The 25,575-nt window shown below is 49.7% G+C and carries 22 protein-coding genes, 1 tRNA gene and 1 pseudogene; 10 read left to right on the top strand and 14 right to left on the bottom strand.

The window, feature by feature from the left end:
* Positions 1-171 precede the first annotated feature (171 nt).
* The 5 genes from ACIDITHRIX25_RS99715 to ACIDITHRIX25_RS99695 all read left to right on the top strand — a co-directional run bounded on the left by ACIDITHRIX25_RS99715 (position 172) and on the right by ACIDITHRIX25_RS99695 (position 3,295).
* Positions 172-975, top strand: a complete 804-nt coding sequence (locus ACIDITHRIX25_RS99715; protein ID WP_201731866.1) for a WD40/YVTN/BNR-like repeat-containing protein — start codon at positions 172-174, stop codon at positions 973-975.
* A gap of 143 nt (positions 976-1,118) precedes the next feature.
* Positions 1,119-1,985, top strand: a complete 867-nt coding sequence (locus tag ACIDITHRIX25_RS99710) for a hypothetical protein (protein WP_152626221.1) — start codon at positions 1,119-1,121, stop codon at positions 1,983-1,985.
* A gap of 380 nt (positions 1,986-2,365) precedes the next feature.
* Positions 2,366-2,572 carry a hypothetical protein gene (locus ACIDITHRIX25_RS99705; protein ID WP_052607245.1) on the top strand — a complete coding sequence of 69 codons (207 nt, stop codon included), beginning with the start codon at positions 2,366-2,368 and terminating at the stop codon, positions 2,570-2,572.
* Between the two features lie 136 nt (positions 2,573-2,708).
* On the top strand, positions 2,709-2,981 hold the full coding sequence (locus ACIDITHRIX25_RS99700) for a ribbon-helix-helix domain-containing protein (RefSeq protein ID WP_152626222.1): 273 nt from the start codon (positions 2,709-2,711) through the stop codon (positions 2,979-2,981).
* Positions 2,978-3,295 (top strand): type II toxin-antitoxin system PemK/MazF family toxin, encoded by a 318-nt coding sequence (locus ACIDITHRIX25_RS99695; RefSeq protein WP_201731865.1) that lies wholly within the window; start codon positions 2,978-2,980, stop codon positions 3,293-3,295. The genes ACIDITHRIX25_RS99700 and ACIDITHRIX25_RS99695 overlap by 4 nt, the downstream gene beginning before the upstream one ends.
* 124 nt (positions 3,296-3,419) lie before the next feature.
* Here ACIDITHRIX25_RS99695 and ACIDITHRIX25_RS99690 read toward each other — a convergent pair whose 3' ends face one another.
* The gene (locus ACIDITHRIX25_RS99690; protein WP_502756223.1) at positions 3,420-4,865 is read right to left on the bottom strand and encodes a neocarzinostatin apoprotein domain-containing protein; all 1,446 of its coding nucleotides are present in this window, start codon (positions 4,863-4,865) and stop codon (positions 3,420-3,422) included.
* Here ACIDITHRIX25_RS99690 and ACIDITHRIX25_RS99685 point away from each other — a divergent pair.
* On the top strand, positions 4,752-5,054 hold the full coding sequence (locus tag ACIDITHRIX25_RS99685) for a hypothetical protein (RefSeq protein ID WP_201731863.1): 303 nt from the start codon (positions 4,752-4,754) through the stop codon (positions 5,052-5,054). The genes ACIDITHRIX25_RS99690 and ACIDITHRIX25_RS99685 overlap by 114 nt on opposite strands.
* Positions 5,055-5,955: 901 nt before the next feature.
* Here the strand turns inward: ACIDITHRIX25_RS99685 and ACIDITHRIX25_RS99680 are convergent.
* The 7 genes from ACIDITHRIX25_RS99680 to ACIDITHRIX25_RS99650 form a co-directional block, all read right to left on the bottom strand.
* The gene (locus ACIDITHRIX25_RS99680) at positions 5,956-6,237 is read right to left on the bottom strand and encodes a hypothetical protein (protein WP_349632174.1); all 282 of its coding nucleotides are present in this window, start codon (positions 6,235-6,237) and stop codon (positions 5,956-5,958) included.
* 8 nt (positions 6,238-6,245) lie between these two features.
* Complete coding sequence (locus tag ACIDITHRIX25_RS99675) at positions 6,246-6,536, bottom strand: hypothetical protein (protein WP_201732154.1); 291 nt, start codon at positions 6,534-6,536, stop codon at positions 6,246-6,248.
* Between the two features lie 482 nt (positions 6,537-7,018).
* Entirely contained in the window at positions 7,019-7,201 is a 183-nt protein-coding gene (locus ACIDITHRIX25_RS99670) for a hypothetical protein (RefSeq protein ID WP_201731861.1), read from the bottom strand.
* A 995-nt stretch (positions 7,202-8,196) separates the two neighbouring features.
* The gene (locus tag ACIDITHRIX25_RS99665; RefSeq protein ID WP_052604016.1) at positions 8,197-8,469 is read right to left on the bottom strand and encodes an AbrB/MazE/SpoVT family DNA-binding domain-containing protein; all 273 of its coding nucleotides are present in this window, start codon (positions 8,467-8,469) and stop codon (positions 8,197-8,199) included.
* 551 nt (positions 8,470-9,020) lie between these two features.
* Positions 9,021-9,413, bottom strand: a complete 393-nt coding sequence (locus ACIDITHRIX25_RS99660; protein WP_082058359.1) for a DUF2237 family protein — start codon at positions 9,411-9,413, stop codon at positions 9,021-9,023.
* Positions 9,414-10,572: 1,159 nt separating this feature from the next.
* Positions 10,573-10,911, bottom strand: a complete 339-nt coding sequence (locus tag ACIDITHRIX25_RS99655) for a helix-turn-helix domain-containing protein (RefSeq protein WP_052604020.1) — start codon at positions 10,909-10,911, stop codon at positions 10,573-10,575.
* A gap of 570 nt (positions 10,912-11,481) precedes the next feature.
* Positions 11,482-13,008: a zinc ribbon domain-containing protein gene (locus ACIDITHRIX25_RS99650; RefSeq protein ID WP_201731860.1), complete on the bottom strand. Its 1,527-nt coding sequence runs from the start codon at positions 13,006-13,008 to the stop codon at positions 11,482-11,484.
* Between ACIDITHRIX25_RS99650 and ACIDITHRIX25_RS99645 the strand changes: the two genes are divergently transcribed.
* Positions 13,009-13,290: a hypothetical protein gene (locus ACIDITHRIX25_RS99645; protein ID WP_201731859.1), complete on the top strand. Its 282-nt coding sequence runs from the start codon at positions 13,009-13,011 to the stop codon at positions 13,288-13,290.
* Here the strand turns inward: ACIDITHRIX25_RS99645 and ACIDITHRIX25_RS99640 are convergent.
* The 6 genes and pseudogenes from ACIDITHRIX25_RS99640 to ACIDITHRIX25_RS99615 form a co-directional block, all read right to left on the bottom strand.
* Positions 13,282-13,907, bottom strand: a pseudogene (locus ACIDITHRIX25_RS99640) (IS607 family transposase). The gene ACIDITHRIX25_RS99645 and the pseudogene ACIDITHRIX25_RS99640 overlap by 9 nt on opposite strands.
* Before the next feature lie 216 nt (positions 13,908-14,123).
* Positions 14,124-14,199, bottom strand: a tRNA-Thr gene (locus ACIDITHRIX25_RS99635).
* Between the two features lie 37 nt (positions 14,200-14,236).
* Entirely contained in the window at positions 14,237-15,316 is a 1,080-nt protein-coding gene (locus tag ACIDITHRIX25_RS99630; RefSeq protein WP_201731858.1) for a DNA polymerase III delta subunit-related protein, read from the bottom strand.
* Positions 15,317-15,406: 90 nt separating this feature from the next.
* Positions 15,407-16,024: a dTMP kinase gene (tmk, locus tag ACIDITHRIX25_RS99625; RefSeq protein ID WP_201731857.1), complete on the bottom strand. Its 618-nt coding sequence runs from the start codon at positions 16,022-16,024 to the stop codon at positions 15,407-15,409.
* 10 nt (positions 16,025-16,034) lie between these two features.
* Positions 16,035-18,812 (bottom strand): type I DNA topoisomerase, encoded by a 2,778-nt coding sequence (topA, locus tag ACIDITHRIX25_RS99620; RefSeq protein WP_201731856.1) that lies wholly within the window; start codon positions 18,810-18,812, stop codon positions 16,035-16,037.
* A gap of 196 nt (positions 18,813-19,008) precedes the next feature.
* The gene (locus ACIDITHRIX25_RS99615; RefSeq protein ID WP_052604025.1) at positions 19,009-21,432 is read right to left on the bottom strand and encodes an amino acid permease; all 2,424 of its coding nucleotides are present in this window, start codon (positions 21,430-21,432) and stop codon (positions 19,009-19,011) included.
* A 129-nt stretch (positions 21,433-21,561) separates the two neighbouring features.
* Here ACIDITHRIX25_RS99615 and ACIDITHRIX25_RS99610 point away from each other — a divergent pair, with 129 nt between their 5' ends.
* The 3 genes from ACIDITHRIX25_RS99610 to ACIDITHRIX25_RS99600 all read left to right on the top strand — a co-directional run bounded on the left by ACIDITHRIX25_RS99610 (position 21,562) and on the right by ACIDITHRIX25_RS99600 (position 25,475).
* Positions 21,562-22,224 (top strand): potassium channel family protein, encoded by a 663-nt coding sequence (locus ACIDITHRIX25_RS99610; RefSeq protein ID WP_201731855.1) that lies wholly within the window; start codon positions 21,562-21,564, stop codon positions 22,222-22,224.
* Positions 22,221-22,895: a potassium channel family protein gene (locus ACIDITHRIX25_RS99605; protein WP_052604027.1), complete on the top strand. Its 675-nt coding sequence runs from the start codon at positions 22,221-22,223 to the stop codon at positions 22,893-22,895. Before ACIDITHRIX25_RS99610 ends, ACIDITHRIX25_RS99605 begins: the two co-directional genes overlap by 4 nt.
* 300 nt (positions 22,896-23,195) lie before the next feature.
* Positions 23,196-25,475 carry a Zn-binding domain-containing protein gene (locus ACIDITHRIX25_RS99600; RefSeq protein WP_213333471.1) on the top strand — a complete coding sequence of 760 codons (2,280 nt, stop codon included), beginning with the start codon at positions 23,196-23,198 and terminating at the stop codon, positions 25,473-25,475.
* Positions 25,476-25,575 lie beyond the last annotated feature (100 nt).

Here is a 25,575-nt window from a genome sequence, read left to right as displayed (position 1 = left end):
CATGCTTCCTCTGAAGCGAAGCGTACCATAAAGCCTGAGATATCCACCATGCCACCTTAGTAGAACATCTGTTCTACTAAGGATTAGCTCCAATCTGGTCTCGGTGAAGGCGAAACTTACGAAATTTGATAAGTATGTTCCAATTTCTGGCAGACCAATTCTTCAGGACGGATGACACTTGTCTATCCTCCCTATAGCGCGCAAAGCATCTTCGAAGGTGCAACCGGATTGTACGCGCTATCGCCTAGTCAGGGGATTTCAACAATAGGTAACACCAGCTCAGTGCAGAGACTTGGCAATGCTCCTACCGGAATTACGGAAATTGACCCCCTTAGAAAAAAGCTTTTGGCACTTGGAACTAGTGGCCTCTATCAGAGTACCAGTGGCACGAACTGGAGACGGATTCCACTTCCCAAGGGATGGTCTTTGCTTCAAGGGAAGTTTGTCAATTCCAGTTTGGGCTTTGTCGTTGCCAACAATAATGGTCCGGCCGGTTCAGCGGCAATTGACCGGACAACTAATGCGGGCACTAGCTGGAATAAAGTGAGTACTCCTTTTAGACCACTGGTTGTCGATCCAATTTCTAAAAACGATCTGTGGGTATTGGGAGGAACCAAGGTTCCTGCTACCAATAATCCGACAAAGAACGTCTACCAAATGGAGTGGAACCTCTATAACTCAACCAACGGAGGAAAATCTTGGAATGAATTTGTCACAAATTGGCAAACCATTGGTGGGATTGATTTCCTGAGCACTCAAGACGGTTACGTATGGGCCGGTAATTATCTCTATCACACTTCTAATGGTGGACATTCATTTGTTCGCTACACCCTGCCGTCCACTTTGGCAAACCAGGGCATATTATCGATGGCATTTGCGCCGGGCAAGAACGGCTGGGCTCTAGGTAATTCCCAATATCCGATATATCGAACTTCCAACAGTGGGGGGCTTGGGGACTTATCCTATGACATTTGAACCAATTGCAGACCGAACTTTGCAGTCTCACCGGGGATTCAATGGGATTGTAACGAGTGCTTAGAGAGTGGGGGAAATGGGGCTATTCTGCGATGAGATGAAAAGGGCCTGTTGCGGTGCCAGTGAATAGAAAAATATGGCCATTGAAACTTTATTTTCTGCTGCTATTAGTTCCAGGTGTTATGGTTTCTGACTGTGGAAATACGGCTGCCTCCAGTAAAGCAGGATTACCCAGCAGAAGTGCGGTTTCAAATACTTTATATGTCCAAAAGGTTGCCTTGGGAAACCTTTCAATATCACCCATTCAAAAAGGTAATGCAAACGCAAAGTCGAATATATCCTGGAGCGAGTCAGAGTCAATATTTAAAGCAGCTTCGGCTGTCCAGGGTAGCCATCAGATTGCCATCTTGGGATATGGGTTAGCGACGATCCGCTCTATGACACTGCCTCATGGGTTACCTGCAATTGCTGGTACGCCCGCTTGGATAGGTATTGCCTGGGGAGGTACAACTGGCTGTCCAGCTCAGAGCGTTTCCTCTCAGAAAGCAAGCCCAAATACGGAAATAGACCAGATATATACTGCAGTGATTATTAATGGTAATTCAAAGAGCAATTCGGTGGTTTATAAGAATCAAGGTCCGCTTCCCTGCGCAGGCAAGGTTGTAGGGCCAACTATTGAGCCCCTTAGCGTGGTGGAGTCAGTTAATTGGCAGGAACTGAGCGGCTCTACTAGTCGAAAGCTTTCCATTAGGTATGACTCAAGCTCCTGTGAGAAGCTGTTTTCGGCCGCTGCTAATGGCAATATGAAGACTGGAAACTTTCAAGTTTCGATAGAGGTCGCCAAGCCAATAAACGTTTCAGGTTGTATTGCTGATCAGAAAACGACTGAAGTTAGATTATTTCCCGCGGGCCAACGTGGAATAGGTGACTTTCCTTCTAGTACACAGGTATCTCATGCTCCGGTTGGACTAATAAGCGTGTTGCGAGTCTCCAAGGTCTATGGAAGTTGACCCACATGGCGTTCAATTGTTGTAATGCCAGTGAACCTAATATGTCGAATTTTTTACGGAATGAAGTCGAGCCTCTCTGGCAGTGACACATGGAATGGTTCGGTAAATATTATGGGGAAAACATTCTAAAAGGGGCTTCTCGCAAAAGCGTAGCAAAGTGAAACTCTTGCTATTTCGGTTGACATCTTGAAGCAACCTATTTGATGAAAATGCTCAGTATTTTCTGAAGGGCTATCGATGAAACGACACCTCTAATTTTTATGCGTTTTAGAACTGCAAAGGTGTGGTCACATTAGAGTCTTTGAATTTCTCCCCTATTCCAGCCCCAATGCCACCTTCACAAAGGCAATTTCGCATCAACTTCTGATAATCCTGCATACATGTTCAAAAGAGATATTCACAAAGCAGTCAACACCAATAAAGAATTTGCCGAGGCGCTCATACTTGCGCGACCGGCCTACATCTCAGAAATTGAACAAGGCGCAGCAATTGCCGAACCAGCTTTTGAAGCCGCCGCCACTGCATATACCGATCAAGCTCTAACCACATGTGCCATTGCCCAGCTCAGATTCAACCTACGCTGTTAGATGGCCCTAAAAGTTGTAACCTTTTCGAAAATGTTACGGACGCTAATCCGTCACGGTTCGTAAATCTATGAGAACTGCAACCGTCACACCCGCCATATGTAATTTCTCTCATTCATTGGAGGATTCAGTGTGTACAATGTGTATACTTGTATTCATGAGTCAGCCTATAACAGCTCGCCTAGACGAAGATGTTGTCCAAGCCATCGACAATGCCGTGGCTTGTGGGGTCGCTCCTAACCGAGGTGCGATAATATCTCGAGCTGTACGGGAATGGCTGAGCCATCACTCTGAAGAGGCAATAAAGGATTCGTACCGGAAGCGCTACGAGGCTATAGACCCTGACGAGCAGGAACTGATCGCAAAGTTGGGGATAAGTTCGGCAACGATAGCGATTGAAAGCAATAAGTGATCTTCAGAGGGGAAATCTGGGATGCCGAAATACCCGGAGTGGGTAGGCACCCAGTTGTTATTGCAACTAGAGATACCGCAGTTCCTCTCCTTACCAACCTAGTTTGCGTGCTGGTGACCTCGAAATACCGAGGCCATGTCGCTGAAGTTGAGGTTGGTCGCGAAGAAGGACTTTCTCACACATCAGCGACAAACTGCGACAATATCTTCACATTACCAAAGACCATGCTGACAAGAAGACGTGGATGCCTCGGACCTGTGGCTTTAGAAGCCTTCAACTCTGCTCTAGAGATTGCGCTGGGTTTAGGCAACTAGCCCTAGATTTCCGCACCGGATTTCGTAGGCGACCCGATACCCGCTTTCGTGCCATGAGAGTTGAGCACGATAAACCAACACCTACCAGCGCAATAATGTTTAGGGAATCGGCGAACAATAGGACTCAGCTGAAGGCGGTTTTCGTCCAGTGCAGTCCGCCATCATTGGTCCTCCATATGGAGTGGGGGCCACTGATCCATCTACCGACCAGTGAAGTCTCGACTCCCAGCCAAGCCGGAATACCCATTTGAGTGATCTGCTGCGTATCGGTGGCTGCGGTAGTCCAATTTTGGCCTACGTCAGTCGAAACCAGGAGTCGGGCCGTGAAAGTTCCACTGCCCCCGGTTGAACCAGTGGAGACGACAATGACAGAGGGACTTACCATAGCAATCTGGGTCAGATCCTGCGTCTTCGGCAGAATTCCGGCAATATTCCAGGATTGGCCGTCATTGGCAGAGCTGACTACGAAAGTGGCGAACCCGCTATGTGGACTGCATAGGCCGGCAAAGTGGCCTTGCGGTGCTGCGGCCAGATCAATCAGGTCCTCCTCTTGCCCTTTGCCGCTAGGGCCAAGACCAGAACATGGATCGTTCATAGGCTGCCATGAAACACCGTTGTCGGTTGAGCGGTAGACAACAGCCTGCGCCAATACCGGTCCCGCGGAGCTGCCATATAGGGCAACGAGTATGGCTGAACCAGAGCTGACGATCTGCGCTGTGGCGCTGCGGTCCGGGCTGGTGAGCTGGCTTATCAGTGTCTTCCAAGAGGTGGAACCAGGCTCTGACTCTTGCAAGGTTGGCGCGCACGGACCTGGACACCCCGTCTGGCTGTAAGCGATTCGGTACGCCCTGCCACTCGATACCTTCAACGTCTCCACATTCAGGCCGTGCTGCACTTGCCAGGTATGACCTCCATCGGTGGTCATTAATAGTCCAGGCCCAAACAGGTACCCGATTTTTGAACTCGCGAAACGTACATGGCTTACGCAGACTGCTTTGGAACAATTGACTGGACCGCCCTGGACCAGGGCAGGTGGATCCGGTAGCGGCTGCCAATGCGCCCCACCGTCGGTGGTGTGCTCGAGGCGGACGCACAAACCTGTGACACATGGCTGGGAGGCCATCGCCCAACCCTCGGTTCTACTTATCCAGCTCAAGTCCTGTAGAGATGCACCATTGAGGCCCTGCGTCCCCGTGGTTGAGAATGACAACGGAGACGTAGCCATCGGTGGTGGGCTAGGAGGAACTCCTGCGCCCTCCTTGATCACCATGCCAACCAAGACGCACTGATCCTGACACGTCGATTTCGACTGTGCGCCACCCACCGACGGTTGCGCGATGAATAGCCCCGATGCACCTCCACTGCTTGCGGTATACAGGTAGATAAAGCCACTACACGTATTCGAGTTGGTGGCCGATGCTGCACTTGCGCACTGGTAGACCATGACAGTGGCATCATGGGGGAACCCGGATATGCCTACCTGCAGCTGCTGACCGCCGACAAGACCGGTGTCCGGAGAGACACTCAGACTGAGCCCAGAAGACGCAGTTCTGCTGGTCGTGGTCGCCACAGACTCACCAGCAGGCGTATTCCCACTGGTGGTGCCACAACTGGCGGCCAGCAGTGCCTAGCCGACAGCGAGGAGTCTCATCCGGTGGGTACCAGACAGACGATACCCCAAAATCAGAATCTGCAATTTTTCCACCTGCCAGCTCCACTTTTGGAAATATGTGACGCCCTGAACTTTCCACAACTTTGAATGAAACGGGCCATGGCCAAAATCATATATCTAATACACTGTGCTCTTCCATTACGTCTTCGAATGCTACGTACAATTAGTATTCATCGTGGAACTGAGGTATCTCCTGGGCTAGGTCGCTTCAGCATCCTGTGTCGACATTTGTCTTAGGACATTTTGGATAAGCACCTCATTCTGGCCCCTCGATCGAAAAAGATAGCTAAGGGTCGCATTCCACACATTTGCCGTCGAATCGAGGATGGACCTTGAGATAACAAGAGGATCATTCCAAAGCTGAGAACCCAATCACAGGTGATCAGTGATTGCCAAAATGCACTCTGAGATATTTCTATTACATATTAAGATCCTATGACTACAACAAGTCCTAATGGACTGTGGATTTGTGGACCAAGAATATTACAGGTAGTCAAATTTGTAACTTTCGCCTACCGAGTTGAAATCGGCGACTCTTGGTCAACAAGACCCACAGCCCGTAGCTACTACTAAATCAACAAAAAGTTCTTCCTTTCCTAATCATCAAGATGCTGCCGTAGCATTAGCCCCACGTCCTAGAACCAACAATCCAATTAATTCGAAGACCAATACTTATGGATCATGACCGTTTGGGCCAAAGACTATAACTATGAAGCCATAGAGCCTCGAGTTGATCCATGGATATACGACAACCAGTGCCTTGCCTAAGTCCTAACGCCTAAATGGATAAGTTTTCCAAGCAATCCAATTCAACCAGTCAAGATTTAACCCAGTGGCAAATGTCAGTTATCGCAGTGGACTTTGACCCAAGAGAATTCAAAAATCTACAACCAGCGATATCTCAATCTGCTCAAACGCACTACCATGAATGGGTGGGGTGGGTCAAAAATAGGTTGCTGGCAACAGTCGTCGGCAAACCTCGAGACGATCATGTCGCTCCGTGCATGCTTGTATCTCCACTGTCGGACCCAGCGGTCAAAGACACAATGAAGGTACACGTTAGCGAGCATGGTGAAACCGATGCCCCTTGTGCTGATCCTTCGGTCGTCTTTGTGCACTTCGCATCCTCGATGACTCCTGCGGCCAACCATTTGTCGATCAGTCGCAGGATTCTTTTATCCGCAATGCGATGCTCGAGAAACTTCCTCAACCACGTTCGATCCAACTTGGAGAAGAAGTCGCTGATATAAGCGTCGAGTATCCAGTTCACCTTTTTCTCTAAGATCCCGACCGCCAGCGCATCAAGCGCATCGTGGGGGCTACGTCCTGGTCGGAACCCGTAGGAGAATCCGAGAAAGTCTTCTCGTATATAGCGTTCAACACCTCCACCACCCAACGTTGGATGATTTTGTCCTCCAGCGTTGCGATACCGAGTGGGCGTTGTCGTCCATCTGGTTTTGGTATGTATACCCTACGAGAAGGGCTTGCCCGATAGGCACCGTTGTGGACCCTTTGAAGAAGATCTTCGAGGTTCTCCCTCAGATTCTCTTCGTAGGAGTGCCATGTCACGTTATCGATTTCATGGCGCAGCCTTCGGGTTAATCGCTAAATAGGCGGCCTTCAGGCGGTCTGAGTCGATGTGGTGCAATAAGTGCTGTGAACTTTGCTTGCTTGTCCTTTCTTGCTACTTCGCGCACACGATCCAGCCCGTTTGACACACCTTGTCCGCAAGTGGGTCCGGTTCTGAGTCCGGGGCGTGTTAGGTCGGTCGTGTTCCCCTTGGCCAACCCCCTTTCCTCCACTACCTCCTTTCCTCCACTACCTCCGCTACCGGTCCCCCGGTTTTGTTCGACAGCTTCGTAGGTAATATGGGGTTGTCTGACTTCCCGCGCTCGTTCATCTCAGGCGTACGACCTTAGCCTTTCCTGAGCGGCCCACTGGGTGATCAACCCGACTGGCGAGCGCGGGATCTCCCGGTTCTCGCGCATGGAGGTTCCGTAGGTGCCATGGTTCTCTGACCGCGCGGGGCCCACAAGCAACTTGCGATAGCGCTAGCGGTGGTGTTGCCTTCCGCTTCCATAGACAGCGTCGGCACCTCGAATTCTCTGATTACGCGCCTCAATAGCCTGGCCTGCACGTGCCCCTGTCAACGCTTCGCCTGCGTCCTCGCGGACGCCGACGCATGACTCGGGGTCATCGTGGTTCGCTAGACCTTCGATGTAGAGCTCTTTCATCTCTTCCTCCATACCGGTTTATCCCGGCGCACCTACGGATCAGAACGCCAGGGGTTCGAATCCCTCCGAACTCGCTACATATGTCCAGCTAAAAGCCTATTTCTAGGGGAGCCCGTCAATCTTTGACTTTCGTTTGGTCGGTAGTTGTGAGTTTTTTCTAATGTAAGAGTTCGGTACCTCTGTTACACATTGGCCTTACCACCTGTTTTACACTTTCCAGATCGGCTTTGGTAGCTGGGCGACACTGGCTCCGATACCTGTGTTACAGTTTTTTCTTTGAAAATTGGCGACGCAATCACTTGGATTGCCTAATACTTGGCCATCGAGGAGGTCGCCATGTTGGTGGAGCTAGCTGTGACAATGAGCGTCGGCGCATGTTCGGAAATTCGTATAGTTGATGGTGGCAAAGTATTAGGTAAGAGTGCGGACAAGCGGTGCCTGACCATAGTTTGCAGTCCAACCTGGTTCTAGACAGAACTTGCCGCTTACCGCGTAAATGCTCTCAGGTGCACCAGGTGAGTGGTGTCGGGGAATTCTCGTTGAAAAGCTACATGCTGTAATTTCGCCAAAAAGAACTGCAAACGTGCACCTTTTGACTGCCAGTTATAAGTTACAGGGCTTTTACCAGGAACGATTCGAGTGTACTTTCGTGCAATACCTATCGTGACCTACTATTAGCGTACAAGGATAATATTTTCCCAACTACCGACCAAATTTATCGGTCATAGTGTTTTGACCAAGTTAGTAACCGCTTGGTTCCATCGTCTGCTCTCTCAAACGTTAGTCTTAGTACAACACTCGCGGACGCTGACCATGATCCACTTCGGTCGCCTTCAAGTTTATGCACCCGGACGGAAGGGTGTTTCTCGTTTTCGTCGAGAAGGCGTAATGCTTTTAGGAAAGTTTTGCGATCGGAGGGGGTAAAATCCCGAGACGCGAACGTCAGGAGGAAGGTTTCTGTAAATTCGAGAGATTGATATTCGTGGAGCACTTCCTCAGCTACCTAGAGATTCCAGGTCCTCTTCGCTAAGTCTCTTGACGCGGCCCTCTTTGGAATCTCGATGTGCCCTCTCCATGAGTTCACGGTGATCAGGAGTGTACGCCCAAGCATCTTCTAACCTTAGGTAAACGACTCGTCGTAAGACAAGGGCTTCTTGCTCCATGTCCACCTCGATCTCGAGCTCCGTGCCCTCGGTCAGTCCAAGCTGCTTTCTTACAGATGCTGGTACCGTCAGTCTTCCCGATCCATGTACAGTTACAGTTTCCATAACCTCGAGTGTACCTTATTGCCAGAATGGCAGTAATACAATTCGGCATAATGGTGATTAGCCAGGTAAGTCCAAGCCAAAGCAATACGAGTTTACCTTCACGACATGGGTGGAGTCGTCGGCTTGATAACTTGGCAATCCAAGGTTCAAGTTATGATCTTGAACCAGCAACATTACAAATTCAGGATGCCTCAGGGAAAGAAAGAAACGGATGAAGCTAGGTCCTATTTAAAGTAGCTTTAATAATAAGGAAGTCGGTTGGTGTCACCTGGATTCGCAACCTTGACAGGTGCGTGGGACGAGGAGGCACCGGATGTCTTCATCCTGGGTGCGGGGATTTCCATAGCCGCTGATTTATCATTCCCTGACACTGATACGTTGGGAACTAGAGCGCTTGACAAAATTCACCATGCAAACCGTTTGGGTATTGACCTTTCTATTCTGCCGGAGCAGTTCAGACACGGCCTGTTTGGGGTATGGCTGGCTCAGATTGCGGAAGATCAACCGTCCTTCTCAAGAGGGAAAAACAGCGCCGAGTCGAGCAAATATAGTCAACCCGTGAGATAATCCGGTCCTTCTGGAATGTCGACTGCATGCTCTTGCAGCACGGCGAGCGGCACGATGTCCAGGACGCGCTCGTGGGTGGATGCGAGTACCACGTAGGCCGCAGCACCATCGTGGTGGGCCCGGAACCAGTTTGCCGCGGTTACGCACCAGCGGTCTCCGGGAATCAAGCCCGGGAAGCGATACTGCGGAGCTGGAGTGACGAGATCGTTGCCGATATTGCGCTGATGTTCGAGGAAGTCGGCTGTTACCACGGCACAGATAGTGTGGCTACCCAGATCTTCAGGTCCGGTGGAACAGCATCCATTCCGGTAGAAGCCGGTGAGCGGATCGGTGCCGCACGGCTCCAGTTCACCACCCAACACGTTGAATTCGCCCATCCATGAAGTATAACACAACAGACTCGGCGCACCTTGGTGCTTCGAAGCTTTTGGTGGCCGCAAGTGAGTTATCAACCCATCGATAGTGACCATACGCCGACACCCGAGCCCAGAAACCAGACGTGTCCTAACCCGTCAATGACTGTAAACAACGACGACGCCCATGGGGCCTTGACCTTCCTGTTGCCAGCAACATTAAATTGACCCAGGATCAGCAACATTAAATTGACCCACCCTCCAGTAAGACTTGTCTGTGGAACATTCAAAACCACGGAGGAGTCATCAAATGCTGAAGGGCAGGACATTAATGAATTTAATTGAATTAAGATCACAAGGACACAGCTATCACAAAATAATTATGTATTTTCTTATACTGGTGTCAATCGGAAAGAGTAAAAACGGCTTCTGGACTGGAGCCCGAGAGGAGATTCGAACTCCTGACATGCTCATTACGAGTGAGGTCTATATCAGATCAGAAGAAACCTTAAATTACAAAAACGCATGTCATAGGCGGTGTCCCAACTACATATGGACAACCAAGAACGCTATTGTTTACAAAAATTATGTACTGATTTATGTAGTGCTGATTTTTACGGGAATAATAAAGGCCCTCTTCACCCTTGATCGGGAGCTCCCCCGATCTTCCTGGACTCATTGAAACCTCCGTCGACCACTTGAGTAGGTCATCGGCACTCCAAAGCAGCGGGCTACTGTAAGTCAGAGGTGGGCTTTCCGTAAATGGGCTTCAATGTTTTCCGTAATTCTTTCCTGGTACTTGTGTGCTACATCTTAAAGGAAAACTACGCGTTTGTTTGCTACAGACACTAGTGCGTGCATGAGTGCGATATGCATCCGTATTCGCGCAACAAGGTCGCCACCTGTAATGGAGCCTAAGACCTGACTCTCACCGAGAATCTGCGGAATTATAACCTTATTTCATCCAGTCGTTTCGATGCAATACCCTCCAAGATTGCGGTTTCCAGCTTTGCCAAAGACATTGATATTCTTTCGCTTAGACCCGTGAGGCTTCCTAAAGCCGCTGATCTTGATAACGCGTACCCTACTTGCTTCCACCCGCGACCAACGCGAAACACTTACCTGCGAGTGTGCACTCCCAAACCCTATGAATCCCTGGGAGAGTTCGCCAGGCTGCCCGCAATCATGCTGATGCTTTCGTTGACCCCTCGACTTCTAACGATCCCAAATGGATGCTTATATTGAAGTCAATCCCAAGTTTCTCTGAAAGTCGTCTGAGCATATCTATACTCGGGTTGTGTTCTCCTTCTTCAAGTCTCGCAATAGCAGGTTGGTGCATCCCGAGCCTTCTACCCAACTCCGTCTGAGAAATGCCATGCTCCACGCGGTACTCGATTACTCGAACCGCCACGGCACGCGCCAAGGCAGTACGTTCCCACTCCTCCTGAAACTCGGGATCCTTGAGAAGACCCTCTAAGACCTCCTTGCCAGTCTTTGTTCCTTTTGGTGTCCTATCCATCATTCTCCGTACTCCTTAAACCCGCTAAGACGCTCCTCAGCCAACCTAACACTCCGTCGGAAACCTTTCGGACTCACCGAGGCCTCCGGTCCAACCGCTCCGATTGCAAACAGCTCAGGCCCTACGCGTCGGTAAAAAACCCGCCAACGGCTTCTCCCTCCTCTTGGTCGGAGCTCTCTCAGGCCGTCAGTTTCCGAATTGAACTCTGATGGGGGAAGGGTAGTCCACTACCCATTGTCTCTAATTTCACTTGAGCATCTGCAATCGCTCTTTTCTCACTGACCGGCAGCGTTTCGAATTCGGCTACCGCTTCTTTGCACCACAGCGTTTCTGCCATACTCTCCCACTGAGTTTTTGCCTAAGATATTGCTAAACATAACAACTTTATTATATTCTAAGTACTCTCGTATACTTCCTGACCCGCTCAGCTTCCTACGCAAGTTTGGAATCTCTGCCAATGCTTTCTCTCTGCCCACAGAAAGACCGCTAAGATCTACTTGATCCGCTCCAGAAAACCTAGGCATTTCTAGGTATCCTTTTATTTTCGCTCTCCAGCCGCTGAGTCTCCCCCGTTCACACCGTGTGCTCGGGACTATGCGAGTCGGTGGCATCGAAAACATTACCACCTTCCACAACGGGCTTGCGCCTTCGTGGTTTGCTTGGAGTCCTGCCGTGAGCGGTAGCTCTGTCTTCGATACACGCACCCTGGACACCGTTGCCGGTGATCCCCTGAAGGACGATACGTGCTCCAACTCGGCTTTCCTTTCGGCTACGGAACCTCTCGTTCTGGATCACCTTCACCTCGGTGTAGGCGGTGAAGACACTGATCTGTCGATCAGTGAGTCTGGATTTGAGGTTCGTGGCGGCTACGTGGTCTGCATCACCCTGCCAGTTGCAATCCCAATATGGATTGCGCCAGTGAAACGTGTCCCCCTGGCGGTTGTCCGATGAGACATACCCCCAGGTCGGTTCGGGACACGTTTGGCTGGTGTAGGCCGCGTTTACCGTTTTGGCATCGACACCGCCGATGCTCGTATGCACCACCATACGACCTTCGTTCTCGGATCGCATCCATGTGGAACATATCCGAGACATCTTCTTTGACTTGGCCTTGCCGCGCAAGTACGAGAGGTCTTCAGTAGCGAGGAGGCGCGGGCGCTGTGTTGGGTCTTGGGGAACCTTACCCCTCGCCCTGGTCCGGTTGCCTTTTCCGTAGATAACCTCTTTTGTCGCCTGACCCGACAGCGTGCGTACGCTGGCCTGGGCACGTTCACGTCGACGAGCCTGCTTCTTGTGGCCGAGGTTGTTCCTCGCTATCCTGGGGGCCTTCTTCGATTTGGTGTTTACCTTGCGAAGAGACCTGGTCCTCGCATGTGCTTTGCCTCGGACCTTGCCTGTTGCGTTGTTCTTTTCACTGAACTCTTCAAGGATCTCACCGAGGCTGATCCCGTGCTTGTGTCCTTTTGAGTCCGTGCACACCTCGGTAACACCCCAGTCGATGGCATCAATTGGTCCGGTCGCCTTCTCCGGGGCCTTGATGCCATAGACAACATGGACCGTTGCGCACTTCGATCCCTTTTCCGCCACGAGACGGATGTCGCCCGACACGCGTGAGACCCCAACAAGTGAAAGTGCGATCCGTGCATTGGTCTTGGCTCCGATGATCTTCACGTACTGCGAAAGATGGGGCTGCCTGCACCTGCGGTCTTCGGGGTTACAGGTATGGTTCTTGGGAATTGCCATCGTGGTGAATGTCGCGTACAGGGTTTCTGCCAGAGCCATCGACCGCATCGCGTGTGCCCTCGGGTTCTTGTGCTTGGAGAGTGCCTTACGCAGTACCCGATGCAAGTAACGCACAACCTGGGCGCGTTCCTTTCCTCCTAAGCCGACAAGTACCTTCAAATTGATAGCAGGAACTCTACCTTGTGTGATTTCTCCGATCCATGCGTAACGAGTGAGACAGGTATAGGCAAAATGTTGCTGCATCTCGTTGTCTCTATAGTGCTTATGGATCTTGGCCTTCACGTTTTCTATGGCCAGGACTGACTCGATGTGGCGCACCCAGGTGTCCACAGCGTCGAAGGCTGCCTGGTCTACCAAGTGGACGTTGACGTCCTGTGGGTAGACGTCCGCCTTCTTCATAGCGTCTCGGAAGTCCCGCTTGGAATCGAGGAAACTCCACATCCCCATAGGAGCCAACTCCACCAAGAAACGATCTTTGGCATCTCTGTAACTGCGGAGCGCCTCGTCTATCTGCGCACGCTTATGTGTGGACAGAGGGAGCGTTCCGAGTCGTACGGTCCTCTTTTTAGCCTGGGGTATGGATTTAGCCTCAATACCATTCAGTTAAGCACCAGCACACAGATACACCGCTCATGGTGAGATCTCCCTGGCTTTCGCTTGGAGTGTTTCCATCACTTTTTGGTTCTTGTTGCTTTTCGACCCGCACAACCTGGCCGAGAAGACGGTTACGATCTCGATGACATGTCTGCTAGGTCTTCTCCAAAGGTGGAATCCTCGCTAGCGTTGATGATAACGACTTCAACTCCGAAATGCTCACAAAGGGACAAGACGAGTTCTGACCCAAAACGAAGCAGTCGATCCTTATGGCTAAGCACAAGCCGACCGACCTCGCCTGAACAGATCCTGGAGATAAGCTGTTTGAGTCCCCGCTTATGGTAGTTGAGTCCTGATCCCACATCGGAGATGACCTCGTAGATCCACCCGTTTGCCGCGCAGAAGGATTCGAGCAGTGCCACCTGGCGCACCAGGTCGTCCTTCTGTTGGTTTGTGGATACCCTGGCATAGGCAATCGTCGCTCTCGCTGATGGTCTCTGGCGTGGAGCGAGGTGGTGCATCTTGGCTAAGTCGTAGCGTCTTCTGCCACCAGCAGTGCGCTCGGCTGGAACTATGCGACCCTCTACTTCCCATCGCCGAAGTGTGTCAGGATGCACGCCAAGCTCTTTTGCTGCTATGGCGATAGGTACCAGTTGTCCCATGACCTAAAGTACAATACATCAGTGCGACACTGATAAGTACTTATGTCTGCCGAACTAGATGCGAACAGCTTCGTGCCCCGTCACAGGATCGAGGCCGGCGCTTACCCGCAGTTTCCAGACGCCCGGTCGTATCTCTTTCTTGTGGCCTGTCACAAAACAATTATGTATTTTTTATGTACTGGTGTCAAGTAAAAAGAGTAAAAATAGTCTCTGGCCTGGAGCCCGAGAGGAGATTCGAACTCCTGACCTGCTCATTACGAGTGAGCTGCTCTGCCGACTGAGCTACCCGGGCATTATCGCCGTATTAATCATAGCGAACTTTTAGCGATTTAGCGTCTCTGGCCAAAAAGGCTAGCTAGTGCAATGGTTTCTGAAACCCCGGCATTGAGTTGGCGCAATGTCGTCCTCGAGGCGTCAACAACTTTCTGATAGTTTTCCGCTGCTTGGACGGGGTCTGCGCCTTCAAAAAATTGGGATCCACGATAATATGCTAGAAATATAGAGATCCCTGCATCGAATTCAACCTTCCGTCTAAATCGCAAAATCCGCTTATGTTCGTTCTCGACTTCCCTAAAGATCCCTTTCATTCCTGAACTCTTTTGATTCGTAGCCTTGAAGCTAGAAAGCTCTATCTCCTGTTGTTTTTTTAGATCAGCCGTAACGCTATCGATAAGATTGGTTACACGTGACGCATCTAAAATCAGCTCTTTTGCATTTGTGTAGCGTTTGCCAGCTGGCTCCCCCCACGCCTCAAGGCGATTCTCCAACCTTCCATCAAGACCTAAATCTCGAGCTAAATCAAGATTTCCTCTAGCAAAGGATGAAGTAAGCTTCGCCTCTTTAGAACCCAGTCCTTGATCTTCTAACCACTGAGTGACCTCCTGGTCTAAAAGGCCCGAGAACTCCACCCGAACACACCTAGAGGCGATTGTGGCCAGGGCCTTGTGGATGGTGCGAGCCACAATAATGAAGACAGTAGATGCCGGCGGTTCTTCTATAACTTTCAAGAGCACAGGGGCTACCTCTGCTATGTTGTCAAACTCTTCGATGATGACAACCCTACGAGAAGATTGGTTTGGCGACAAAACAGCCAATCGGATTATGTCATCGCGGATTGTGTCAACCGAGAGCGAGCTCTTGAACTTCTCAAAATAGTTCAGATCCGGAGATCGCCGTGCAAGGGTCGCAAGACAGATCCCACAGCTTCCACACCCTCCGCTGGAACACAGAAGTCCCGCCGCAAAGGCCAAAGCCCAAAGCTCTTTTCCGCTACCAGGCGGACCATAGAAAAGGTAACTATTATTCGGATGAGATAGGTGAGCACCTAAAACAGGTGCTAAATCACGGTGGACAGAGACCGACTTCAATACCGGCGAAATTACGAGCGAATCGCTTTCAAAATCTGACATAATCCATCACTATCCACAGTTACTAAGGAAAATTCTAGGCGAAGCTAGTAACTTTCACGAAACAACGTCACAGATCTGACAAATAAGCACCTATGGATCCGATCTATGGCCGTCAATAACGTTAAGAATCCGATCTCGAATCTCAAAGACTTCACCATCACCGTCTATGCAAACCCAACCAGATCTAAGTGCAAGTTGACCAAAGCCATCCCTGACACGCGACTGAAAGGTCTGTCCCTGACCCTCAAAACGATCCGAAGAAGAGAGCTCTCGCATTGCTCGATTCGTCGGTTCCATTATATAAAAGACCATTTCTGGAACCAGAGAGTCGGTGGCAAAGGAGTCCAAAAGCATCAACTTGTCAAGGTCAATCCCATAGCCAAATCCCTGATAAGCCAAGAACGACCCTGAAAAACGGTCGCACACGACCCAAGCCCCACGTTCCAGTGCCGGCAAGATCACCGATTCACAATGTTGGGCACGAGCACTCGCCATCGCCAAGGCTAGCGCTCTAGCTCCTATCTTATATTTTCCAAAGATAAGATCCCGAAGTGCCTCGCCTAGGGGTGTTCCACCTGGTTCACGCGTTTCAACCACCTCGACCCCTCGTTGGCGCAACGCTTCAGAGACAAGTTGGGTTTGGGTGGATTTACCAACACCGTCTAGGCCTTCTAAAACAAAAAAACGTCCCTTGAGCTCCTTGGCCACGACCTTATCCTTAGGAGTTCTTACTTTTGGGAGTCTTTGGGGTGGTTGCGCGAGGCGCTCTAGCAGAAACCCTTGCGCCGGTAGATCTCGTAGATCCTTTAGCGGTCGATGTGGCTTTAGCGGTCGATCTAGTTGTGCGCTTTTTAGGTTTTACGCCTTCTCCATCTTCGTTCGAAACCTCGGGCATCGACCCACGCTTTTCGGCTAAAAGCTCGACTGCCCGCTCCATGGTTAGACCCTCATCGACTTCAAACTGCTTTACCGTACAATTGATAGTTCCATCGGATACATATGGTCCAAAACGTCCCGAGCGAAGGACGATTGATCGTCCATCTGGATCGACCCCAAGTTCGATCGATGTGGCAGTTCGTCTACCGCGACCCGTAGCCGGTTGAGCCAAGATAGCTACAGCATCTTCCAGACCAATAGATAGAAGTTGCGACTCACTAGTTAAACTCCTAGAGAGACGCCCTCTTTTGACGTAGGGGCCGAACTTCCCATTCGACACCACAACGTCATCGCCTGTCTCTGGGTCACGCCCTACAATTCGAGGAAGCGAGAGAATCGAAACTGCATCTTCAAGAGTCACGGTCTCTGGGGTCATGGTAGAAAACAGAGAACCCGTCTTTGGCTTTTCACCTTTGGGTAGGAGTTCGGGATCTCCCAACTGTATAAATGGGCCGAAACGCCCTACTTTGACGAATATCGGATCGCCTATCTCCGGATGAAGACCTAGAAAACGATCGCCACTGCCTGCAGCCAACAATTCAATCGCTCGTTTTGTTGTCAGCTCATCTGGCGCTATCCCATCGGGAACTGGGGCCGTTGTGTCGCCTACGCTCAAATAGGGGCCGAAACGACCAACGCGAACTACGATAGGATTTCCCTCTTCGTCGTCGCCTATTGAAATTGAGTTAATAGCCCGAGGGTCAATTGCGTCAAGTTGACTATCTACCAAGAATTTTAGACCTTGATCATTTGCACCGAAATAAAAGTCACGAAGGTACGGAACCGCGGGTATATCGCCATTGGCAATCTTGTCCAATGAGTTCTCAAGTTCGGCAGTGAAGTTATAGTCAACAAGTTCGCCGAAATATTGCTCCAAAAGTGCAACTACGGAAAATGCTACAAACGAAGGAATGAGGGTATTGCCCCGCTTGAAGGCATAACCTCTATCTTGAATCGTTGAGATAATACTTGCATAGGTGCTAGGCCTACCTACCCCATATTCCTCTAACGTCTTTACGAGGGAGGCCTCTGTAAATCGAGGCGGAGGGCTCGTCGTGTGACCTTCATAATTTGTACTTAGGACGGGAACCGCTTCACCTTCAACAAGAGGGGGAAGAATGACGTCATTTTCATCAGAAGATGTATCGCCATCGTCGCTATCTTCTACATAGACGCGCAGAAAGCCAAAGTGATCGATGGTTCGCCCGCTAGCAGAAAGTAGTGCGCGAGTGGGATTCAAACGTGCGCCTTGGTCACTTCCTATACTTTGGTCCAAAGCTAAGGGTGCACTCAGCCGAACCGAAACGGATGTACCCGTCGCATCTGTCATCTGTGAGGCTATCGTTCTCTTCCAGATCAACTCATAGAGACGGGCTTCATCTGAAGATACCCTAGATGTAATCTGAGCCGGTGTTAGCCACTGATCCCCAGCCGGACGAATAGCCTCGTGGGCCTCTTGGGCGTTTTTCACGGAATTTTTATAGTCTCTGGCTCGAGCTGGAACAAATTCATTTCCATAAAGCTCTTTTACAATCTCGCGGGTCTGAACCAAGGCGGCATCGGCAAGGTATGTCGAGTCCGTTCGCATATAGGTAATGAATCCGGCCTCGTATAACCTTTGGGCCGCCGACATCGTTCTAGTCGAGGAAAAACGGAGCTTCCGCCCGGCCTCCTGTTGAAGCGTTGAGGTTCTAAAGGGCGGAGCAGGACTTCGGCGATAGGGCTTGGGCTCGACAGATTCAACCAAAAGGCTTTTGTTCTTCAAATCTGATGCGATCAAGATTGCAGACGGCTCATCCAAGACGACAAGAGGAGCATTTTTAATTCGAGCTGGATCGATCGATCCAGCTGAAGAGAAGTCTCGCCCTGTTGCCACTCGAAGCGAATCCAAACCGATCAGATTAACACGGAATGCGCTCTTGGCCTTGGTTGCATTAGCCATTACCGAAAAATAACCAGCAGAGACGAAGGCCATCCTCTCGCGCTCTCGCTGCACCAAAATTCGAGTCGCCACGCTCTGCACTCTTCCCGCCGAGAGCGAGGGTTTGATCTTTTTCCAGAGAACCGGGGAGACTTCGTATCCATATAATCGATCTAATATCCGTCTAGCCTCCTGAGCGCTGACGAGCTGCTGGTCGATGTCTCTGGTATTTTCAATCGCCTGAGATATCGCACTTTTGGTGATCTCATGAAAGACCATTCGGCGAATCGGGACCTTGGGAGCCAGAACTTCAGCCAAATGCCAAGCTATCGACTCACCTTCACGGTCCTCGTCTGTTGCTAGAAGAACTTCGCTCGCTTGGCTTACAAGTGACTTTAAATGCTTGATGTGAGCTTTTTTCTTGTCAGAGATGACATAGAGAGGCTTGAATGAATTTTCGACGTCTACACCTAAACGAGCCCATGGCTCTTTCTTGAGCGAATCTGGAATCTCCGATGCACTCTTTGGGAGGTCTCGTATGTGGCCGATCGATGACTCGACAAGAAATTCTGATCCCAAAAACTTCGAAATTGTCTTAGCTTTAGCCGGAGATTCTACGATTACAAGTGGCTTAGCCATCAGTTTGCTTCAACCTACCCAATATTTAATGTGCCCACATAACAGACTCAGATCTATTACCATACGAGCAATTGCGGTCAACTACCGCTATTTACTGCGATCGAATACCAAAGTTTCAATCAATTGCACTTTATCAAATACAAAACTACAAGGTCATTACGGATTAGGACCTTGTAGTCGTAACAACTTTTTTTATTTAATCACTGGCATCAGATTCAGATGCCAGAAGTTCAAAGGTTGGATTCATGATTGCTATGTGCCCATCGATGTCTCCTACGGTCCCTTGAGCTATTAGGCGTTTACCTGGTTCTATGCCAGGCACCCGGCGTTTACCAGGAAAGACCAGCATAAGTCCACCACTTGAGTCCTCAAGACGAACCGCCAACGAGGCAATTGAATCCAGAGATTGAACGCGAACTGACTTTACCCTGCCAACCACCTTTGCGGGACGTCGATAGACAACGCTCCCAATGGCAATCGCTCCGGGAACATCGGAGGTGGGCGAAGTGTTTGTGTTCCCCACTGCTCGCTTGATCTCATTTTCAGTCTCATTTTTACGACGAAGGCTCGTGCGCAGGCGATCCTTGCCTGGCAAATTGACCTGGAAAGGAATTATCGTAGCATTTACATGAGGTAATTGGCTCAAAACTCGAGCTATCGAATCCGCAGTCCGATCGTGTAAGATTCGACGAAAAAATCCCGGATAGCTGCGTCGCGGTAAAAGAGCAGTAACCTCAGCATCCCCAGGGGAGACGGCTTCGGCAACGACATCAAGCGCGGCGCGACGTATCCGACGATCGGAACACTCTACAACTTCCAAATCGATTCTTCGAACACCAAGACGGCTCCAATCGGACTCGAGTTTCCTCGCCACTTTGACATCGAGCTCAATATGGACTGCCCGAATCTCATCAGGAACCAAAGTTCGTGCATACTGAAGTGCTCGAGCTGTTGCTAAATCAAGCTCTTCCACAAAGAGAATCACCTTGTGCTTTCGCAAAACAGGCACCTCACAGGCGAGCGCGACATCGCCTTCGAGGCGCTCTTCTTCAGCAACATATTGACGGTTGAGACGAATGAATAGATAAACAAGGATTGGCCCAACTACAACTACAACCCATGCGCCTTGGGTAAATTTGGTTACCAGAAAGACTATGACCACGATAAAGGAGAGGATTGAAGCAATGAGGTTTACAACGAAGCCGCGTTTGTAACCCGGCTCCTTCTCTCTGAGGTGATGCTTTAGCATTCCCGTTCCGGCCATCGTAAAGCCGGTAAAGACTCCAATTGCGTAGAGGCCGATTAGTGCATTTACGCTCGCATTAGTTCCGATAAGAATAACTTCAGCAATTACCGTAAGGAGAATAATCCCATTTGAAAATGAAAGTCGGTGGCCACGCCTTAGAAATTGTCGAGGCAAAAACGAGTCCTCTGCCGCAAAGGAGACTAGAAATGGAAATCCATTAAAACTTGTATTCGCCGCGAATATAAGGATCAGATATGTGCCAATCTGCAATAAGTAGTACATGACAGTACCAAAGGTTGAAGAGCCATACACGGTCTTAGCGATAACGGAAATTACGGTAGGCGTTCCAGAGATTCTTGGAACTGGATGAATGTACGAAGCCAAAATTGACAGACCAAAGAACAAAGTTCCCAGGATAATAGCCATATACATAAGCACCCGTTGTGCATTTTTCCATTGAGGCGCCCTAAAGAGCGAAACTCCATTTGAAACGGCTTCAATACCCGTTACCGCAGAGCCACCATTGGCAAAGGCCTGAAGAAAGATAAATAGTGAAGCGCCCATCAAAAGGCCCGATCCTGGATGACCAAGGTGATAGCCGCCTGGAACGTGGGTTGAAAGTGGGTGTAGCTGTCCGCTTAGAGCCTTATAGATTCCCCAGCCCAACATTACAAACATATTCAAGATAAAGAAATACGCAGGTAGGGCAAATAGCCGGCCGGCCTCTTTGATCCCGCGCAAATTTCCATACGCAAGAACTAGGACAAATAAGAGCGAGAGTTCAAGATTGTATGGAGCTAGAGCTGGAACCGCCGATGATATCGCATCGACTCCAGCGGCAACCGACACAGCTACCGTGATCGTATAGTCAATCATGATCGCGACCGCGGCGATCTGTGCAATTCGTGGTCCAAAGTTGTCACGGGCTACCACATAGGCGCCACCGGCCTTTGGATATGCTTTGATAACCTGAAAATACGAGGCAGCGACCGTTACCAAAATTATCAAGATCAAGATTGATATCGGCAAAACCATGGAAAAGGCAGCTACGCCAATTACCGGTACCAGAATCGTCAAAATCTCTTCTGTCGCATAAGCAGAAGATGAGATGACATCAGATGACAGTACCGCCATTGCGGTAAAGTTTCCGAGTCGCTCTCCCTTTAAATCCTCGTTGACAAGTGGTTTGCCTAGGAACTTATTTTTCAGGCGATAGATTCTCGACTCTGGAAGATCATAAGAGCCCAAAGGCGCAAGAGTAGTTGGCTGCGATTCAAAACTCCGCGCACCGCGAAAACGTTCGCCACGACCGTCACCGGCTGGTCCCTCTTCACCTTTAGATAAGGGGGGAACTTTTGGATTGCTTTCTGGCAAGGGAAAAAGCCTCCGAACTCAATTTTAATAAATAGCATTTATACTGTGTCGCGTCTTTGTGTCTAGAATCTAGCCACAGAATCTCTAAAATACTCAACGCGACCAGAATAGATTACTAGGTGATAGACCGTGCATGTAATTGTTGTAGGATGTGGCCGCGTCGGATCTGAATTAGCGGCACGACTCTCCTACGAGGGCCACTCAACCGTAATTATCGACAAGAACTCATCAGCCTTTCGTCGGCTAAGTCCGACATTTAACGGAAAGACCATAACGGGGCTCGGTTTCGACCGAGAGCGCCTCGAGGCAGCAGAGATAGATCGCGCCGACGCACTAGCGGCAGTCACAAGTGGAGACAACTCAAATATATTGACTGCAAGAATTGCAAAAGAGACCTTTGAAGTCCCAAAGGTAGTTGCCAGAATCTACGACCCCAAAAGAGCCGAGATCTATCAGCGACTTGGGATCGCTACGGTAGCTACGGTTACTTGGACGACAGAACAAGCTATGCGTCGCCTCTTCGAAGACTATGCACAGCCGGATTGGATAGAACCACACGGTGGATATGTCCTTTTGGAGAGGGGCCTTCCGCTTCACATGACTGGCCATCGTCTTACAAACCTAACCGAAATACCAAATGCCCTTCCGATTCTATTGACACGGGGAACCTCTGCAAAGCTCTTCAATAATGAGCTGGTCGCACAAGAGGGTGACGTAGTTCATTTCATGGTGGAACGCGGATCGATTCAAGGCCTCGACAAGGCGCTTTTCGAGATTGGAAAAACGCAATGAAAGTCGTAATCGCAGGTGCTGGAAGCGTGGGTGCGTTCATCGCTCAAGATCTCTTTGAAGCTGGCCACGACGTTATGGTCATCGAACAAAACGGTGACGAAGTAGCCAAACTCAAAGATCACATCGGATGTAAATTCTCTGTCGCCGACGCATGTGAAGTTTCATCGCTTCAAGCCGCCGGCTTGGCAGATACCGACGTCGTAGTAGCAGCGACTGGTGATGACGAAGATAATCTTGTCATCTCGCTCCTCGCAAAGCAGGAGTTTATGGTTCCCAGAGTTGTCGCGCGTGTGAACAATCCAAAGAACCACTGGCTCTTCAATAAGACATGGGGCGTGGACGTCTCGGTTTCAACACCTCACCTTCTCTCTTCGTTGGTCGAAGAGGCAGTATCAGTAGGATCGCTTGTAAGGTTGCTCTCCTTTGAAAAGAGTGGTGCTCGCCTCGTCGAAGTTACATTAGCAGATAACTCTCCAGCCAATGACTTTGAACTAGCAACGCTTGCTTTCCCCAAAGAGGCCTCGATCGTCGCTATTATTCGCGACGGCAGCATTATCGTACCTCGAGGAGAGACGATATTTCGCTGTGGCGACGAAGTTGTAGCACTCGTGACAATCGATTCCGAGGCAGAGTTGAAGGCAATTTTGATCGGCACCGCCCCCATGGGCTAGCAGAGATTAACAAATTAGCTGCAAAGCTCTAGAGTTTTTTACCAATGCCAGTCTCTCCAAAAAAAAACTGCCACCTTTACCCTAAATCCCTACTTCATCCCTACTTCGTCAAGAAAATTTGACGAAGTAGGGATTTGAATCGATTGAAAGATTCATGGTTTGCACAAAGATCAAGTGGAATAACCCAATTGACTTCTGACAAAAATGCAATATTAAAAGTCCCAACTAACACCTCTGGGGAACCTTTAAATTTTGGCGTAATCTTTAAATATTCTTGGAACACAAGAGCCAAAACTGCAAATGGCTAAGGATATTATGGCTAGAGGATCTCTGGATGCTGCACAACAGAAGGCTTATTCACTACTTGAAGAGATGATCGCTCAAGGCACGCAAATAGTCATCGAATCGAACACTCCCACCGATGAACAAGGCGGTGCCACCGAGATAACCGAAAAGATCCTAGAGTCAATCAATCAGATCGGTCCACTTAGTCAAAGTCGCTTCAGCGTCATAGAGTGCTCTGAGACTACCGATGCATTAGACCTCCTACTAGATGCGATACAAATCACAAAGAGATCTAACGAATCGATCTTGGTCTTTGTTGAGGGCGCATCAAGTGCAAGAAGCACGCTTCGGATCCTAAAGGCAAAGAACGCTTCGTTGGAGATTCTGGATCTATCGCAAAAACATTCCCAAAAGAGTCTCGCCACAAATGGCCTAAGGGCCGATCTAATAATTGCGACACCCGAATCAATCCATAGACAACTTCTCCCTGAACAGTTCAGCCTCTATCGTATTATCCAACGGATTTCGTCACTATGGATCTTTGATATGGTGGAGTTTCGTGGTCTTTTAGGTTCAAACCTTTTTCACATCCTAAAACGCTTCGAACTCGCGGCTAAAGATCTCGGCCGAGATATTTCCCTTGTTGGGGTCGGAATTGAATTAGGCGACGCCGATCGATTTGCGTGTGAATTATTTGACTGTGGAGGCGACCAACTCGCCAAAATCTATCTACCACCTGACCGACCGGGCTCTATTTCAATTGGGTTTATCGATCCAAATATCGAGGTAGATCCTTCTTCTGCACTTACAATCGCCTCTAAACTTGCTCGACTCGGATGGCAGGCAAATCTAAAGACGGCAGTGATCACCTCATCGCGACTCAAGGCAGAGCTAATCTCCAACTTCATAATCGAATCATCCAGTAACATTCCAGCAGAAGATCTCGTTCTCTATCGAGGAGGATACTTGGGGGAATTGAGAGTCGAGCTAGAAGAGCGACTCCTTGTGGACAGGGTGAAGATCGCAGTAGCCACATCCGCCCTAGCTCGAGATCTGACCCGCTTTGATCTAGTAGTTTTAGTTGGATTTCCAGGCACGATTGCTCGTTTTCGGCGCGATTTTCAGCGAATTTCAAAGGCGGGCGGGATGATAGTTTTGGTCGCCTCCGCAGATCAATTAGACCGTTGGATAACTAGAAATCCCCACGAAATCATCACACGTAAAAATGAGGGGGCGGCCATCAACCCCTTCAATAAAAGTGTATGCCACCACCAGCTCATCGCAGCGTCTTCAGAAAGGTCGATCACTGCGAGTTCTTACCTTAGGGGAGAAAATGGAATTAGAGAGGTAACCGATTCACTCGAGCAACTAGTTGCCCAATCGACCTTGATAAAGACGCCGTTGGGATATCAATATGTAGGTTCAAGGCAACCAACAAGAAACTATGGTCTCAGGGGTTACATAAGTCGGAAATACCGAATGATCACCACTACTGGTGAAGTGCTAGAAGAGATAAACGAAGATCAAATTCCAACGAGCGCCTTTATTGGAGCGGTCTATCGCCATCGCAGAGCAAGATTCAGGATCGTAGCGATCGACGATGACAATAGCTTTATCTTCGTCGAAAAGACCGAAGATCAAATTTACACAAAAGCACTCATCGAATCCAACTACCAATTTTCAAAGATGAGATTACTTACCTCTCCATCGCTTGGCCTTTGGATTGGCGTAGCCGACCTCTTCGTCACCGAAACACACCTTGGATATGAGACCTACTCTGAGGCCGGAGCACTCTTGGGCATTCAGCGAAATCGCCTTCCATCAAAAGAGTTAGATACTGAGGCATTCTTTATCTCCTTTAGTGATGATGCCACCTCTGATATTGAGACCGAACTCCTTCCAGGCGCCCTTCATGCCATGGAACATTGTGCCATTGGAATACTTCCTATAGTTTCAATCTGCGATCGATGGGACGTCGGAGGCGTCTCCTTTGTGGCCTCACCAGGCTCTGCTAACGGCCTTGATCTGGACGAAATCTCCGGCGCTGTGGCAATTTACGATGGCTACGCTGGTGGAGTTGGAATTTCTTACGCCACCTACGAAGCCCAAGCTACTTTAATGGCCTCTACCCTTGAGACTCTCGTCAACTGTCCCTGCACCACAGGATGTCCCTCTTGCATAGTAAGCCCAAAGTGTGGAAACAATAATGAGCCGCTATCAAAACGCGGAGCCCTAGAACTGACACGACTTGTCGCAGATTCCTTAGCAGGCAAGAGAAATCTCAAAGGATCCTAATCTCAAGGCGATCATTAATCTGCAAACCTCAGAGTAAGGTAAGTCACCAAAGAATGATAGAACCGTCCACTAGCAATCCCACTTCATGGAGACCTGGGCG

Source organism: Acidithrix sp. C25, assembly GCF_904848545.2.
The sequence above is the reverse complement of the archived record's forward strand: the minus strand, read 5'-3'. Positions and strand labels throughout refer to the sequence as shown.

Bases quoted from the DNA above. Each gene is read 5' to 3' on its own strand.
- ACIDITHRIX25_RS99715 (WP_201731866.1), top strand. From the start codon at position 172: ATGACACTTGTCTATCCTCCCTATAGCGCGCAAAGCATCTTCGAAGGT.
- ACIDITHRIX25_RS99705 (WP_052607245.1), top strand. From the start codon at position 2,366: ATGTTCAAAAGAGATATTCACAAAGCAGTCAACACCAATAAAGAATTT.
- ACIDITHRIX25_RS99700 (WP_152626222.1), top strand. From the start codon at position 2,709: ATGTGTATACTTGTATTCATGAGTCAGCCTATAACAGCTCGCCTAGAC.
- ACIDITHRIX25_RS99685 (WP_201731863.1), top strand. From the start codon at position 4,752: ATGGGGGAACCCGGATATGCCTACCTGCAGCTGCTGACCGCCGACAAG.
- ACIDITHRIX25_RS99670 (WP_201731861.1), bottom strand. From the start codon at position 7,201: ATGAAAGAGCTCTACATCGAAGGTCTAGCGAACCACGATGACCCCGAG.
- ACIDITHRIX25_RS99665 (WP_052604016.1), bottom strand. From the start codon at position 8,469: ATGGAAACTGTAACTGTACATGGATCGGGAAGACTGACGGTACCAGCA.
- ACIDITHRIX25_RS99660 (WP_082058359.1), bottom strand. From the start codon at position 9,413: ATGGGCGAATTCAACGTGTTGGGTGGTGAACTGGAGCCGTGCGGCACC.
- ACIDITHRIX25_RS99655 (WP_052604020.1), bottom strand. From the start codon at position 10,911: ATGATGGATAGGACACCAAAAGGAACAAAGACTGGCAAGGAGGTCTTA.
- ACIDITHRIX25_RS99630 (WP_201731858.1), bottom strand. From the start codon at position 15,316: ATGTCAGATTTTGAAAGCGATTCGCTCGTAATTTCGCCGGTATTGAAG.
- topA (WP_201731856.1), bottom strand. From the start codon at position 18,812: ATGGCTAAGCCACTTGTAATCGTAGAATCTCCGGCTAAAGCTAAGACA.
- ACIDITHRIX25_RS99605 (WP_052604027.1), top strand. From the start codon at position 22,221: ATGAAAGTCGTAATCGCAGGTGCTGGAAGCGTGGGTGCGTTCATCGCT.
- ACIDITHRIX25_RS99600 (WP_213333471.1), top strand. From the start codon at position 23,196: ATGGCTAAGGATATTATGGCTAGAGGATCTCTGGATGCTGCACAACAG.